We start from the raw sequence: 14,136 nt of genomic DNA on the forward strand, positions 1-14,136 counted from the left end.
ATGAACTGTTCTACATGGACAAGACCATGATGGTCTTTGGCGATGCCAAGAAGGTCATCGAAGATATGGTCAAGGCGGTGGACTGATCTTCCCCGGCCTCAATGGAAAAACGGGTTGCGCAGTGATGCGCAACCCGTTTTGTCTTGGATCCGTGAAGTCCGAAGGTGCTGCTTACTTGGTCCCGAAAATGCGGTCTCCCGCATCGCCCAGCCCAGGCACGATGTAGGCATCCTCATCCAGGTGGGAATCCAGGGAAGCGACGTAAAGCTTCACATCCGGATGCGCATCAGCGAACACCTGCACGCCTTCCGGTGCCGCGACCAGGGCCACGAAGACGATATGCGAAGCCGGCACGCCGCGCTTCTTCAGGGCATCCACGGCATAGACGGCCGAGTTGCCGGTGGCAACCATGGGGTCGCACAGGATCATGATGCGGTCCTGCAGGTCCGGCAGGCGCACCAGGTATTCCACCGGCAGGTGATTCTCGTCGCGATAGACGCCAATATGGCCCACGCGCGCCGAGGGGATCAGTTCCAGCAGGCCATCGCTCATGCCCACGCCCGCACGCAGCACCGGCACCACGGCCAGCTTCTTGCCGGCGATTACCGGCGCTTCATAGGTCACCAGCGGGGTTTCGATGGTCTCGGTGGTCAGCGGCAGGTCGCGCGTGATTTCGTAACCCATCAGCAGCGTGATCTCGCGCAGCAGGTCGCGGAAAGTGCGGGTGGAGGTGCGCTTGTCGCGCATGTGCGACAGCTTGTGCTGGATCAGCGGATGGTCGAGGATGAAGAGATTCTTGAAGCGCGGGTCTTGTTTCATGGCAAATGCGTATCTGCTGGGTGGAGCGGCGGGTGCCGCAAGTCAGCATTGTCGCATTTCCTGACCGCCTGCGCGACGCCGGGACGTCGCGCAACTGCAGCATTGTTCACCTCATCGGCGACCGAACATCATCTGTTCGGCCAGCAAGCCGCGTGCTGCCGGCAGCAGGTCGATCGCGCCCAGCGACAGGCCCAGCGCCGCCTGCAGGGGCGAACCCTGGGGCGAGCCGGCAAAGATGCGCGCCATCAGGTCGGTCAGGCGAATGGTCAGGCCGCGATCCTGCCCGCGCTGGCGCTCGAAGGCCTGCAAGGCTTCGGGAGAGACCTCGCGCGCCAGCACATCGGCCAGCACGCGGGCGTCGCGCAAGCCCAGGTTCAGGCCCTGGCCGGCGACCGGATGCAGGGTTTGTGCAGCGTTGCCGATGGCCACCACGCGCCGGCTCTGGCCGGGGCGGGCGTTCAAGCCCAGCGGGAAGGCGTGGCGTACGCTGATGCGGGTGAATCGGCCCACCCGCTCGCCGAAGGTGCGCTGCAGGGACGCGAGGAAGGCGGCATCGTCCAGTGCCAGCAATGCTTCGCCGGTGGCAGGACGTACGCACCACACCAGCGCATAGCCATCATCCTGCGGCAACAGGGCCAGCGGGCCTTCATCGGTGAAGCGTTCAAAGGCGCGATGGGCGATCACGCCATCGGCCTGTACGTGCGCGATGATGCCCAGTTGCTGGTAGTCGCGCTGCAGGCTTTTTTGCTGCTGTTCTCCGAAGACGCCACCCTCGGCCTGGATCACCAGTTGCGCTCGCAGTACGCGTCCATCCTTGAGGGTGACGGCGACGTGGTCTTCTTCTTCCGTGACCTCCTGTGCTTCGGCGGGGCGCATCTGGGTCAGTCCCAGCGGTGCGATGGCCGAGGCAAGGGCGCGGTTGACCTCGCCATAGCGCGCCACGTAGCCCAGCGCGGGCAAGTGGTAATCCTTGCGGTCCAGCAGGGTGCGGCCGAAGTGGCCACGGCGCGAGACGTGGATCTGTTCGATGGCGGTGGCACTGCGGCCGATGTCGTCCCAGGCAGCCAGTTCATCGAGGATCTGGCGGCTGCCGTAGGAAAGGGCAATGGTGCGCGGGTCAGCGGCGGCTTGTTCAGGAGACTTCATGTCCACCAGAGCGATGCGCGCGGCGGGCAACTGGCGGCGCGCCAAGAGGCCGGCCACGCTCTGGCCGACCGGGCCACCGCCGCAGATGATGAGGTCGAAATCGACGGATTCCATGATGCCGGGAAATGCCTTCTGCAGAAGATTCAGGAAGGCCTCATTGTAGCGGAGCCGCGCCGGCCGGGCTTGATCCGGCGCATGCGCGGCCCTGGGGAGACGGGCGCTTAAGCCTGGCGCATCAGCGCTTCAATGTCATCGACCTTGGTGGGCACGCCCGTGGTCAGCAATTCGCAGCCGGAGGGGGTGACGTGCGCATCATCCTCGATGCGGATGCCGATGTTCCAGAACTGCTCCGGCACGCCCTCGCCCGGACGCACGTAGATGCCCGGTTCGATGGTCAGCACCATGCCCGGCTGCAGCGTGCGCCAGGGCTTGCTGCCATCGGCGGTGGCGGGATCGCGATAGTCGCCCACATCATGCACATCCATGCCCAGCCAGTGGCCGGTGCGATGCATGTAGAACTGGCGATAGTCGCCTTTTTCGATCACGTCTTCCAGCGAGCCGACCTTGGATTTGTCCAGCAAGCCGGTATCGAGCATGCCCTGCGCCAACACGCGCACGGCGGCGTCATGGCCATCCATGAAACGTTTGCCGGGTGCGGTCTCGGCGATGGCGGCGGCTTGCGCGGCCAGCACGATCTCGTAGAGCGCCTTCTGCGGCCCGCTGAACTTGCCATTGGCCGGGAAGGTGCGGGTGATGTCGGCGGCGTAGCTGTCCAGTTCGCAGCCGGCGTCGATCAGGATCAGGTCGCCGTCCTTGATTTCGGCGTCGCCCGCGCGATAGTGCAGCACGCAGCTGTTGGCGCCGGTGGCGACGATGGATCCATAGGCCGGATACTGCGAACCGTTGCGGCGGAATTCGTGCAGCAGTTCGGCTTCCAGGTGATATTCGCGCAGGCCGGGACGGCAGATGCGCATGGCGCGGCAATGCGCCTCGGCGGAAATGATGCCGGCGCGCTTCATCACGTCGATCTCGTAGGCGTCCTTGAAGAGGCGCATGTCATCCAGCAGCACGCTCACATCGACCACCGCGCCGGGCGCGGACACGCCGCTGCGCGCCAGTGCGCGTACGCCCTGCAGCCAGCGCTGCAACTGGGCATCGCGCTGGTCGTCCTGGCCGAGCGCGTAGTAGACGGCGCGGGCGTCGGAGAGCAGGGCGGGCATGTTCTTGTCCAGCTCCTCGATCGGATGGGCTGCATCGAGCGCGAAGAGCTGCTGCGCGGCCTGCGGGCCGTGGCGGTAGCCGTCCCAGATTTCGCGTTCCAGGTTCTTGTCGCGGCAGAACAGGATGCTGCGGTTTTCCTTGCCGGCCACCAGTACGAGTACGGCTTCGGGCTCGGTGAAGCCGGTCAGGTAGTAGAAGTAGCTGTCGTGGCGATACGGATAATCGGCATCCCGATTGCGCATCACCTCGGGCGCGGTCGGGATGATGGCCACGCCGCCCCCGGCTTGTTGCAGGCTGGCCAGGAGGCGCGCGCGGCGGGCGGCGAAGGGGGTGGCGTCGAAGCTCATGGTCGGGTTCCTTGCGGTGGCAGGTTCAGTGCTTCCAGTTGATCGATGGTGCCGACGTTGTGCCAGTCGCCGCGATACACATCGCCGCCGATGCGGCCCTGGTCGGCGTACTGGCGCAGCAGCGGCCCCAGTTTGGCGTGGCTGCCGGGCGCGATGCCGTCGAACATTTCCGGGCGATACACGCCGATGTTGGCAAAGGTCAGCTTGGGCTGGCCCTCGTTGGCGATGGCGAAGTTGTTGAGCGCAAAGTCGCCCTCGGGATGGAAGGGCGGGTTCTTGACCAGGAACAGCCAGGCCAGGTCACGCTTGTCTTGCGGCAGCGGATTGCCCCACGGGTCCTCGTCTTCCAGCACGGTCAGCAGTTCGCTGTAGTCGAAGTGCGGGCACCAGATGTCGCCGGAGACCGCTATGAAGGGTTCTTCACCCAGCAGGTGGCGGGCCTGGGCGATACCGCCTGCCGTTTCCAGCGCGGTCGTTTCGGGTGAATAAAAGAGCTTTGCGCCATAACGGCTGCCGTCACCGAGGGTGTCTTCGATCATCTGGCCCAGGTGGGCGTGATTGATGACGATCTCGGTGATGCCGGCGCGTACCAGCGAAAGGATCTGCCAGACGATCAGCGGGCGGCCGCGTACTTTCAGGAGCGGCTTGGGGCAGGTATCGGTCAGCGGACGCATGCGCTCGCCGCGACCGGCTGCGAAGATCATGGCTTTCATGCAGGGCGCCTCAGAAGGTGTAGCCGAACTTGGGCGCGTGTTCCTGTTCGAGCTTCTCGATCAGGCGCACCAGCGGCGTGAAGGCCACGTAGCGGCGCGCGGTCTTGAGGGTGTATTCCATGACCAGCGGGATGTCCTTCAGGTAGCCATCCTTGCCGTCGCGATGCCACAGGCGCGCGAAGATGCCCAGCACCTTCAGGTGGCGCTGCAGGCCCATCCATTCGAAGTCGCGGTAGAAGGTATCGATGTCCGGCGTGACCGGCAGGCCGGCGCGGCGCGCCTTTTCCCAGTAGCGGATGGCCCAGTCCAGCACCATTTCCTCATCCCACTGGATGTAGGCATCGCGCAGCAGCGAGACCAGGTCGTAGGTGATGGGACCGTAGACCGCATCCTGGAAGTCCAGGATGCCCGGGTTGCCCTTGGGCAGCACCATCAGGTTGCGCGAGTGATAGTCGCGGTGCACGTAGACCTGGGGCTGGGCCAGGTTGTTGGCCAGGATGGCGTCGAAGGTCTTGTCCAGCACCGCGTTCTGCTCGTCGGTGAGGGTCACGCCCAGGTGCTTGCCGATATACCACTCGCGGAACAGTTCCAGCTCGCGCAGCAGCAGCGGGCGGTCGTATTCGGGCAGGGCCTCGGGCTTGCTTTGCGCTTGTAAAAGTACCAGGGCCTCGATCGCATCCATGTATAGTGCGTGCGCGCTGTCGGCCGAGAGCTGCGACAAGTAGGTCGTGGAACCCAGGTCCGAGAGCAGCAGGAAGCCGCGCTCGGTATCCTGCGCCAGTACCTTCGGCACGGTCACCCCGGTCTCGCCGAAGAGGCCGGCGACCTTCACGAAGGGACGGACGTCCTCCTGCGGCGGCGGGGCATCCATCACGATGGCACTGCCGCCGTCGCGTGTGTCCACCCGGAAATAACGGCGGAAGCTGGCGTCGGCCGAGGCCGGGCGCAGGGTGGAGGACAGCACCGGGGTATCGGCCAGGGTGGCCAGCCAGGCTTGCAATTCGGACAGGCGGAGATCGGGGGTGGAACCAGGTGAAGACATGAACTATCTGAGGAAATCGTTTGACGAGGTTGAGTTCCCATATAATAAGGGATTAAACCCAAAAAATCCGCCTGCACGGTATCTAGCCTCTCTTTTCATGATCCGGTTTTCCAAGTCTTTCACTGAACGTACTGTCAACTGGCGGCTGGCGCGTCTGTTCTCTTCGGCAATGGTAGTGGCTTCTGCCTCGGCCCTGCTGCCGCTGTCGGTGCACGCCCAGATGAGCATGCCCACCGCTGCGCCTGCCACGCCGCCCGCACAGGACCAGGACGCCCCGGTCAATGTCAGCGCCGAGCAGATGACCGGCCGTCCCGACCGCCAGGTCAACCTGGACCGCGACGTGGAGCTGGTCAAGGCAGCGACCACCATCAAGTCCGACAAGGCCGAATACCGCATCATCCAGGATGAAGTCGAGGCCACCGGCCACGTCTGGATGCAGCGCCTGCAGGACCAGTACACCGGCGACTACGCCGAGATGAACATGGGTACCGGCGCCGGCTACGTGACCAATCCGACTTACCTGATCGGCAAGAACGGCGGGCGCGGCAAGGCCGAGCGCATCGACTTCCTGGCGGACGACCAGGCCAAGGTGACGCAGGGGACCTACAGCACCTGCGAAGCACCGGATCCCGACTGGTATCTGCGCGCCAACACCATGGACCTCGACAGCGGTCGCGATATTGGCACCATGCATGGCGGGCTGCTGTATTTCAAGGATGTACCGATTCTGGGTTCGCCCTGGATGACGTTCCCGCTGTCGGGGGAGCGCAAGTCGGGCGTGCTGCCGCCCACCATCGGCATGACCAGTACCGGTGGTGCCGAGATCTCGGTGCCTTACTACTTCAACCTGGCACCCAACTATGACCTGACGCTGGTGCCGAAGTACATCGCGCGCCGCGGGCTGCAGATGGGGGCGGAAACCCGATACATTGGCGACACCTATAGCGGTGTCACCAACGTGGAAGGCATCCAGGATCAGGTCACCGGAACCGGCCGCTATTCGCTGTCCTCGATCCACAATCAGACCTTGGCACCCGGCCTGCAGCTGGCCTGGAACCTGAACAAGGCCTCCGACGACGACTATCCGTCGGACTTCGCGCACTCAATCACGGGCAGTACGCAGCGCCTGCTGCCGCGTAACGTCAGCCTCAGCTACGCCAGCACCTACTGGAGCGTGACCGGACTGGTGTCAAAGTACCAGCTGCTGCAGGACGTCAACGCGCCGATCGGCAAGCCCTACGACCGGGTGCCGCAGATCACTTTCACGGGTAACCGCTACGACATCGGCGGATTCGACTTCAGTACCACCGCCGATTTCACCCGCTTCTCCAGCGGCGACCTGATCGGCGGCGACCGCGCCTACGTCACGCAAGCGGTGTCGTATCCCATCATCCGCCCGGGCTATTTCATCACGCCCAAGGTGATCCTGGATGCGACCAGCTACAACCTGAACAATGTCTCGGCGGGTCAGCCGACCAATCTGACGCGTACGGTGCCGACGGTATCGCTGGACTCCGGCCTGATCTTCGAGCGAGACGCCAACCTGTTCGGCCGCAGCGTGACCCAAACGCTGGAACCGCGCCTGTTCTACGTCCGTACCCCTTACCGCGACCAGTCGCAGTATCCGGTGTTCGATTCCGGCCTGGCCGACTTCAACTTCGCCCAGATCTTCACCGAGAACCGCTTCGTCGGCCACGACCGCATCAGCGACGCCAACCAGCTGACCGCCGCCGTCACCTCGCGCCTGATCGAGGAAAACGGCCTGGAGCGCCTGCGCGCGGCCATCGGCCAACGTTACTACTTTGCCGATCCCAAGGTCGGCATCAGCGGCACCACCACCACCACGCTGGGCAGCAAATCCGATCTGTTGCTGGCCTTGGGGGGGCAGATCACCCGCGAGTTCTCCACCGACAACACCGTGCAGTACAGCGAGACCCTGCGCCAGATGGTGCGTTCCACCTTCGGCATCCGCTGGCAGCCGGCCCCCAAGCGCGTGCTGAACCTGCAATACCGCCTGGACCGTACCTACATCAACCCCTACACCGGCGTGCTCGATCCGCTCAAGCAGATCGACGTGTCCGGCCAGTGGCCGATTACCCAGCGCATCTACGCCGTCGGCCGCATGAACTATTCGATTCCGGACCGCACCGTGGCCGAAGGCCTGGCCGGCTTCGAGTACAAGGCCGACTGCTGGGTCTTCCGGGTGGTGGCGCAACGCATCCCGACCTCGTCCACCAAGGCATCGACGGGCTTCTTCATTCAGCTCGAACTCAATGGCCTCTCCAAGATCGGGTCCAACCCGCTGGATGCCATCAAGAGCAGCGTGCCCGGTTACCAGAACGTGAACCTGCCGGATACCATGCCCGGCAACAACTTCTAACCTTTTTCGAACCAACGATTAGTCCATGCGTAATATGCGTACACCACTCCTCGCAACAACCAAAACAGTGACCGCGCTGCTGTGCATGCTGGGCGTGATCAGCAATGCGCATGCGCAGTTCGCGACCACCATCATCCCGGTAACCCCGCCGGAAACCACCAGCAGCGCGCCGTCGGCACCAGCCAAGGGCTCGCCCAAGGCCGCCGTCAAGCCCGCCGCCAGCAAGCCGGCCGCCCCTGCGGCGGTGCCCGCTGCCCCCGCACCGGCGGCAGCCAGCGCGCGCAATGAGCCGCGCCCGGTGGATTCCATCCTGGTGGTGGTCAACAATGAGGTCATCACCCGCCAGGAAGTCGCCGAGCGCCTGGCCAGCGTCGAGAAGCGCATGGCCGCACAGAACGTGCAGCTGCCCCCGCGCCAGCAACTGGTGCGCCAGCTGGTCGAGCGCATGATCGTCGAACGTGCCCAGGCGCAAATGGCCAAGGAAAACGGCATCGTGGTCGACGATGCCATGCTGGACCGCGCCATGCAGCGCATCGCCGAGCAGAACAAGCTGTCCATGCCGGAATTCCGCAGCCGCCTGGAGGCCGAGGGCATGAACTACGCCAGCTTCCGCGAAGAGATTCGCCGCGAAATCCTGAGCCAGCGCCTGCGCGAGCGTGAAGTGGACAACAAGGTGGTGGTCACCGAGTCCGAGATCGACAACTACCTCGCCGCCGAAGCCAATGCCGGCGGCCAGCGTCAGGAACTGGACATCGCCCAGATCCTGATCCGCGTGCCGGAAAACGCCAGCCCCGAACAGCTGGCCGCCCGCCGTGAACGTGCCGAAGACGTGCTGCGCCAGTTGAAGACCGGTGCCGATTTCGCCAAGACCGCTGCCGCTTACTCCGATTCGTCGGATGCCCTGTCCGGCGGCGACCTTGGCTGGCGTCCGGCGGACCGCCTGCCGCAACTGTTCCTGGATGGCGTGGCCAAGCTGCAGGATGGCCAGGTCAGCGGCCTGCTCAAGAGCGGCAACGGCTTCCACATCCTCAAGCTGGTCGGCCGCCGCGCCGCCGGGGGCACCCAGGCAGCCGCCCCCGCCGTGCAGCAGACCCACGTGCGCCACATCCTGATCAAGGTCAACCAGGTCGTCACCGCGGCCGAAGCCAAGCGCAAGCTGACCGAACTGAAGGAGCGCCTGGACCACGGTTCGGCTACCTTCGAGGAACTGGCCAAGCTGTACTCCAATGACCTGTCCGCCTCCAAGGGCGGCGACCTCGGCTGGATCTATCCGGGCGATACCGTGCCCGAGTTCGAACGCGCCATGGACCAGTTGAAGCCGGGCGAAGTCAGCCAGCCCATCGAAACCCCGTTCGGCTATCACCTGATCCAGGTGGTCGAGCGCAAGACCGACGATGCCTCCAAGGAGCGCACCCGCCAGGCCGCGCGCCAGGCCATCCGTGAGCGCAAGATCGAGGAAGCCACCGAGGACTGGATGCGTCAGATCCGCGACCGCGCCTACGTCGAGTATCGCAACGACGATTGATCGCCGCACCGGCAGGGGCAGCCAGCGGGCTGTCCCCATGCGTGCAAGAGAGGCCGGCCTTGTCGCCGGCCCTTGCCTTTTTGAAGCCCGTTTTTTCCCATACAGGCCATGAGTGACACCGCCATGAACCGACCCATCCTCGCGCTGACCTGCGGCGAACCGGCAGGCATCGGTCCGGAAATTTCCCTGCGTGCCGCCTGGGAGTTGCGCCACGAAGCGCGCTGCATCCTGCTGGGTGACGCCGCCTTGCTGGCACAGACGGCCTATGAGATCGATCCGCAGATGCGGGTTGCGGCGCTCTCCATCCAGGCCTGGCGCAACAGCGGCCTGCCCGATTTTCCGGTCGATTGCCTCACCGTCATCGATTGTCCGGTGGCCGAACCGGTGCGTGCCGGCGTGCTGGATGCGCGCAATGGCCGCGCCGTGTTGCAGACGCTGGACCTGGCCGTGCAGGGCGCGCTCTCCGGCGCCTTCTCCGCCATCGTCACCGCGCCGCTGCAGAAGAGCACCATCAACGATGCCGGCGTGGCGTTCACCGGCCATACCGAATACCTGGCCGAAGTCACCGGCACGCCGCAAGTCGTGATGATGCTGGCCGGCGGCGATGCGCCGCACCTGCGCGTCGCCTTGGCCACCACGCACCTGGCCTTGAAGGATGTGCCGTCCGCGATCACCGGCGAGAGCCTGGCACGCACGCTCGACATTCTGCAAGCAGACCTGCGCGACAAGTTCGGCATCGCCCATCCGCGCATCCTGGTCACGGGCCTGAACCCGCATGCCGGCGAGAACGGCTATCTGGGCCGCGAAGAAATCGAGGTCATCACGCCCGCCCTGGAAGCGGCCCGTGCGCGCGGCATCGATGCCCGGGGACCGTATCCCGCCGACACGCTGTTCCAGCCCAAATACCTGGAAGAGGCCGACTGCGTCCTGGCCATGTATCACGACCAAGGCCTGCCGGTCCTGAAATTCGCCAGCTTCGGCCATGGCATCAACATCACCCTCGGCCTGCCCCTGATCCGCACCTCGGTCGACCACGGCACTGCGCTGGACCTGGCCGCCGCCGGCCTCGGCCACGCCGACCATGGCAGCCTGTGCGTAGCCATCCGTGCCGCTGCCGACATGGCGCGCCGCCGGGCCGCCGCCTGATATTGCAAGAACCCACTGGAACCACCATGAAACACATCCCGCGCAAACGCTTCGGCCAGAACTTCCTCACCGATGACGTGGTGCTGCACGACATCATCCGCTCCATCGCGCCCGCCGCCGACGATGCCATGGTCGAGATCGGCCCGGGCCTGGCGGCCATGACTGCGCTGCTGCTGGAAGAGTTGCGCCACCTGCACGTGGTGGAACTGGACCGCGACCTGGTCGAGCGCCTCAAGAAACGGTTCAGCGCCGAGCGCCTGACCGTGCATTCAGCGGACGCCCTCAAGTTCGACTTCGCCAGCATCCCGGTGCCGGAAGGCCGCAAGCTGCGCGTGGTCGGCAACCTGCCCTACAACATTTCCAGCCCCTTGCTGTTCCACCTGGCCGAGATCGCCCCGCAGGTGCAGGACCAGCATTTTATGCTGCAGAAGGAAGTGGTCGAACGCATGGTCGCCGAACCGGGCGGCAAGGCCTATGGCCGCCTGTCGGTGATGCTGCAGTGGCGCTATCACATGGAGTTGCTGTTCGTGGTGCCGCCGACCGCCTTCGATCCGCCGCCGCAGGTGGATTCGGCCATCGTGCGCATGATCCCGCTGGCGCAGCCCATGGCCTGCGAGCAGGCCTTGCTGGAGCAGGTGGTCACCAAGGCCTTCTCCCAGCGCCGCAAGGTGATCCGCAACTGCGTGGCGGGCCTTTTCACGGAAGACGAATTGCGCCAGGCCGGCGTCGATCCGCAGGCGCGCCCGGAAGCGGTGCCGGTGGACCAGTTCGTGGCCCTGGCCAACCTGCTGGCCGCGCGCCAAGCCTGAGGCCCGTACTGGGCGTGCAATGCGGCTGTTGCACTTTATTACAGCCGCGGCGCCACCCGTAAGAACTGTAACGAAGTTTCATATTCCGTAGTTTCAAGCTGAACCTGTCTTATATTGGAATCGTGCCGCGACAGATCGCGGACTTCTTTGACAGGAGCCAATCATGGCCAGCAAAAAAATCGCATCGGTATTGATCGCCACCACTCTTCTGGCTTCGGCCGCCGTCGTCAGCACGCCTGCGATGGCGCATGACCGGGGCGGCAACGGCGTGGCGATTGCTGCCGGTATCATCGGTGCCGTCGCCATCGGATCACTGATCGCCAACTCGCAGCCGGCACCGGTCTATCAGGCCCCGCCGCAGCAGGTTTACTATGAGGCCCCGCAGCCGGTGTATTACCAGCCGCCGCAGCAGGTAGTCTACGAGCAGCCGCGCTACTACGCCCCGCCGCCGCCGCGTCCGGTGCGTTACGTGGAACGGACCGAGGTACGTACCTATCGTTACGACGACCGTCCGGATTACTACTCCTACTACGGCCGCTGATCCCGGCCGATGAGCAGGGCGGCGGACCACGTTTCCCCGCGCAGGACATCCAGGCGCAAGCCATCTTGAGGAAAACGGGCAACCTTGCCGGGTTGCCCGTTTTTTGTCGTGGGGCGCAGAAAAGCGGTGGTGAGCAAGCAAAGCGTCAGTAAAACGCTACATAATGACGAGCCGATTGGCATTTTGTCAGCATAATGAGGCTGATCGTTTCGTCAGAATGACGAAACAGCGCGCATTGCCAACCAGCAAGGAGACGCTCCCACGATGATGGCCCCCATCGCCGCCGATGACATCCGGACCGCCCTCGACGCCGGCCACCTCTGGCCGGCGCTGCAGCCGCTGGTGCATCTGCGCAGCGGCCGCATTGCCGGTTTCGAGATGCTGGCGCGCTGGACCTGTCCGCAGCGCGGTGTGGTCTCCCCCATCGATTTCATCGACATCGCCGAACGTGGCGGCGTACTGGATGTCCTGCTGCTCAAGTTGCTCGACACGGTGGCCGCCACCCTGCGCCATTGGCCCCCGGAGCTGCGCCTGGCGATCAACCTGTCGCCCTGCCAGTTCCTCGACGGCAGCCTGCTGGATCGTCTGGCCGCCGTGATGCATCAGCATGGCCTGCCCATGTCGCGCCTGCAGCTGGAGATCACCGAGACCGTGCTGGTGCAGGACCACGAGCGCACCTTGCAGACCATCCTGGCCGCACGCCAGGCCGGGGCCAGCCTGTCGCTGGATGATTTCGGCACCGGCTATTCCAGCCTGACGCGCCTGCAGTCCTATCCCTTCGACGAGATCAAGATCGATGCCAGTTTCGTACGCACCATGGACCAGAACCCGGACAGCTTCCGCATCGTGCTGGCGGTCGCGGGCCTGGGCCAGAGTCTCAAGATGCACGTGGTCGCCGAAGGCATCGAGACTGAACACCACGCCCATCTCCTCAAGCGCATGGGCTGCGAATTCGGGCAAGGCTTCCATCTCGGCCGTCCTGCTCCGCTGGCCGATGCGGCACGGCTGATCGGCGAGCGCGGCGTGTGGTCGCGCCTTAGCGCCGGGATCGATACCTCGCCCTTCCAGCGCTGGCACCAGCTCGATTCGCTCTATCGCAGCGCGCCGGTTGGCCTGTGCTTCCTCGACCCCTTGCTGCGCGTGGTCAGCGCCAATGCCATGATGATCGACCTGCTCGGTGGCTATGCCGGCACCGAGCTGGAGGGCAGCCCGGTCATCGACCTGCTGAACCGCAGCGAACATCGCCCGCTGCTGCAGATGGTGGCCGAGGTGGTCGACGGTGCGTGTCCTGCCGCCACGGAATTCTTCAATTCGCGCACCGGCCGCACCTCGTTGCTGGCCTTCCAGGTGGTGCGCAGCGACCTGGGTGAATTGTTGGGCATCTCCGGCTCGGCGGTGGACATCACGGCGCGCGTGTCCGCCGAGCGTACCGTGCGCGACAGTGAAGAACATTTCCATCGGGCCATCGACCTCAGTCCCAACATCCCTTGGGCCGCCGATGCGCAAGGCGTGATCGACTACATTGGCCCGACCTTCGAATGGCAGCCCGAGCTGACTACCGCCCAGCGCCACCAGCAGTGGCTGGCGCGCATGCCCGAGGAAGACCGCTTGCGGGTGCGTCAGGAATGGCTGGCCAACCTGCCCACGGGGCGCCCCTTCCGCACCGAATTCCGCGTGCTCTGGCCGGACGGCCAATGGCGCTGGATGCGCAGCCGTGCCTCGCCCCACAGCGACAGCGAGGGCCGCATCGTGCGCTGGTACGGACTGATCGTCGACATCAGTACGGAGCGCCGCTTGCAGCACCGGATCAGCGCGCTGGAAGAGCAGATCCACCGTCTGCGCGGGACCGATCAGGACTGAGTCCGCCCGCGATCTTCTGCGCCTGCGCGGAGGGCCTTCGGCGAGCGTCCGGCAAATCGGGGATAATGTCGGCTTGCTTCACGTTAGCCATGAAAAGGAGTCGCCAAGTGAGAATGTTGCATACGATGCTGCGCGTGGGAAATCTGGACCGTTCCATCGATTTCTATACCCAGGTGCTGGGCATGAAACTGCTGCGCAGGAATGACTACCCCGACGGCAAGTTCACGCTGGCCTTCGTCGGTTACGGCGAAGAACGCGATCACACCGTGCTCGAACTGACCCACAACTGGGATACCGAATCCTATGACCTGGGCACCGGCTACGGCCACATCGCCATCGAGGTGGACGATGCCTACGCCGCCTGTGATGCGGTCAAGGCCAAGGGCGGCGCGGTCACCCGCGAAGCCGGTCCGATGAAGCACGGCAAGACCGTGATTGCCTTCGTCACCGATCCGGATGGCTACAAGATCGAGTTCATCCAGAAGAAGGAACAATACAGCGCCGCCGACTGAGGCAAGTCGCTGTCAGCCTGCCAGCCCGCTCACGCGGGCTTTTTTCATGGTGCGGCCATGCGGCGGGATTTTCGC

At 64.7% G+C, this 14,136-nt stretch carries 12 protein-coding genes; 7 read left to right on the forward strand and 5 right to left on the reverse strand.

The window, feature by feature from the left end; translation table 11 throughout:
* Positions 1–171: 171 nt before the first annotated feature.
* The 5 genes from upp to MKD49_RS24725 form a co-directional block, all read right to left on the reverse strand.
* Positions 172–819, reverse strand: coding sequence for a uracil phosphoribosyltransferase (upp, locus tag MKD49_RS24705; RefSeq protein ID WP_006461705.1), 648 nt, complete (start codon positions 817–819; stop codon positions 172–174).
* A 111-nt stretch (positions 820–930) separates the two neighbouring features.
* Positions 931–2,079 carry an FAD-dependent monooxygenase gene (locus tag MKD49_RS24710; protein WP_252697610.1) on the reverse strand — a complete coding sequence of 383 codons (1,149 nt, stop codon included), beginning with the start codon at positions 2,077–2,079 and terminating at the stop codon, positions 931–933.
* A 107-nt stretch (positions 2,080–2,186) separates the two neighbouring features.
* Complete coding sequence (gene pepP, locus MKD49_RS24715) at positions 2,187–3,533, reverse strand: Xaa-Pro aminopeptidase (RefSeq protein WP_252697611.1); 1,347 nt, start codon at positions 3,531–3,533, stop codon at positions 2,187–2,189.
* Positions 3,530–4,246 carry an N-acetylmuramate alpha-1-phosphate uridylyltransferase MurU gene (gene murU / locus MKD49_RS24720; protein ID WP_252697612.1) on the reverse strand — a complete coding sequence of 239 codons (717 nt, stop codon included), beginning with the start codon at positions 4,244–4,246 and terminating at the stop codon, positions 3,530–3,532. The genes pepP and murU overlap by 4 nt, the downstream gene beginning before the upstream one ends.
* A 10-nt stretch (positions 4,247–4,256) precedes the next feature.
* On the reverse strand, positions 4,257–5,288 hold the full coding sequence (locus tag MKD49_RS24725) for an aminoglycoside phosphotransferase family protein (protein WP_252697613.1): 1,032 nt from the start codon (positions 5,286–5,288) through the stop codon (positions 4,257–4,259).
* A gap of 97 nt (positions 5,289–5,385) precedes the next feature.
* On the opposite strand from MKD49_RS24725, the gene MKD49_RS24730 reads away from it, so the two are divergent.
* From MKD49_RS24730 to gloA, 7 genes are all read left to right on the forward strand, one after another.
* The gene (locus tag MKD49_RS24730; protein WP_134135449.1) at positions 5,386–7,668 is read left to right on the forward strand and encodes an LPS-assembly protein LptD; all 2,283 of its coding nucleotides are present in this window, start codon (positions 5,386–5,388) and stop codon (positions 7,666–7,668) included.
* Between the two features lie 25 nt (positions 7,669–7,693).
* A complete protein-coding gene (locus tag MKD49_RS24735) occupies positions 7,694–9,193 on the forward strand; it encodes a peptidylprolyl isomerase (protein WP_121037705.1) in 1,500 nt (499 codons plus the stop codon).
* A gap of 123 nt (positions 9,194–9,316) precedes the next feature.
* Positions 9,317–10,339 (forward strand): 4-hydroxythreonine-4-phosphate dehydrogenase PdxA, encoded by a 1,023-nt coding sequence (gene pdxA, locus MKD49_RS24740; protein ID WP_252697614.1) that lies wholly within the window; start codon positions 9,317–9,319, stop codon positions 10,337–10,339.
* Between the two features lie 26 nt (positions 10,340–10,365).
* Positions 10,366–11,148, forward strand: coding sequence for a 16S rRNA (adenine(1518)-N(6)/adenine(1519)-N(6))-dimethyltransferase RsmA (rsmA, locus tag MKD49_RS24745; RefSeq protein ID WP_121037700.1), 783 nt, complete (start codon positions 10,366–10,368; stop codon positions 11,146–11,148).
* A gap of 163 nt (positions 11,149–11,311) precedes the next feature.
* Positions 11,312–11,689 (forward strand): hypothetical protein, encoded by a 378-nt coding sequence (locus tag MKD49_RS24750; RefSeq protein WP_034335597.1) that lies wholly within the window; start codon positions 11,312–11,314, stop codon positions 11,687–11,689.
* 264 nt (positions 11,690–11,953) lie between these two features.
* A complete protein-coding gene (locus tag MKD49_RS24755; protein WP_252697615.1) occupies positions 11,954–13,549 on the forward strand; it encodes an EAL domain-containing protein in 1,596 nt (531 codons plus the stop codon).
* Positions 13,550–13,656: 107 nt separating this feature from the next.
* Positions 13,657–14,061, forward strand: coding sequence for a lactoylglutathione lyase (gloA, locus tag MKD49_RS24760; protein WP_034335603.1), 405 nt, complete (start codon positions 13,657–13,659; stop codon positions 14,059–14,061).
* Positions 14,062–14,136: the final 75 nt, after the last annotated feature.

This window comes from Herbaspirillum sp. WGmk3 (assembly GCF_023952535.1).
Taxonomy (GTDB): domain Bacteria; phylum Pseudomonadota; class Gammaproteobacteria; order Burkholderiales; family Burkholderiaceae_D; genus Herbaspirillum; species Herbaspirillum huttiense.

Excerpts from the sequence above, each read along its gene's own strand:
- upp (WP_006461705.1), bottom strand. The coding sequence starts at position 819 with ATGAAACAAGACCCGCGCTTCAAGAATCTCTTCATCCTCGACCATCCG.
- MKD49_RS24710 (WP_252697610.1), bottom strand. The coding sequence starts at position 2,079 with ATGGAATCCGTCGATTTCGACCTCATCATCTGCGGCGGTGGCCCGGTC.
- pepP (WP_252697611.1), bottom strand. The coding sequence starts at position 3,533 with ATGAGCTTCGACGCCACCCCCTTCGCCGCCCGCCGCGCGCGCCTCCTG.
- murU (WP_252697612.1), bottom strand. The coding sequence starts at position 4,246 with ATGAAAGCCATGATCTTCGCAGCCGGTCGCGGCGAGCGCATGCGTCCG.
- MKD49_RS24725 (WP_252697613.1), bottom strand. The coding sequence starts at position 5,288 with ATGTCTTCACCTGGTTCCACCCCCGATCTCCGCCTGTCCGAATTGCAA.
- MKD49_RS24730 (WP_134135449.1), top strand. The coding sequence starts at position 5,386 with ATGATCCGGTTTTCCAAGTCTTTCACTGAACGTACTGTCAACTGGCGG.
- MKD49_RS24735 (WP_121037705.1), top strand. The coding sequence starts at position 7,694 with ATGCGTAATATGCGTACACCACTCCTCGCAACAACCAAAACAGTGACC.
- pdxA (WP_252697614.1), top strand. The coding sequence starts at position 9,317 with ATGAACCGACCCATCCTCGCGCTGACCTGCGGCGAACCGGCAGGCATC.
- rsmA (WP_121037700.1), top strand. The coding sequence starts at position 10,366 with ATGAAACACATCCCGCGCAAACGCTTCGGCCAGAACTTCCTCACCGAT.
- MKD49_RS24750 (WP_034335597.1), top strand. The coding sequence starts at position 11,312 with ATGGCCAGCAAAAAAATCGCATCGGTATTGATCGCCACCACTCTTCTG.
- MKD49_RS24755 (WP_252697615.1), top strand. The coding sequence starts at position 11,954 with ATGATGGCCCCCATCGCCGCCGATGACATCCGGACCGCCCTCGACGCC.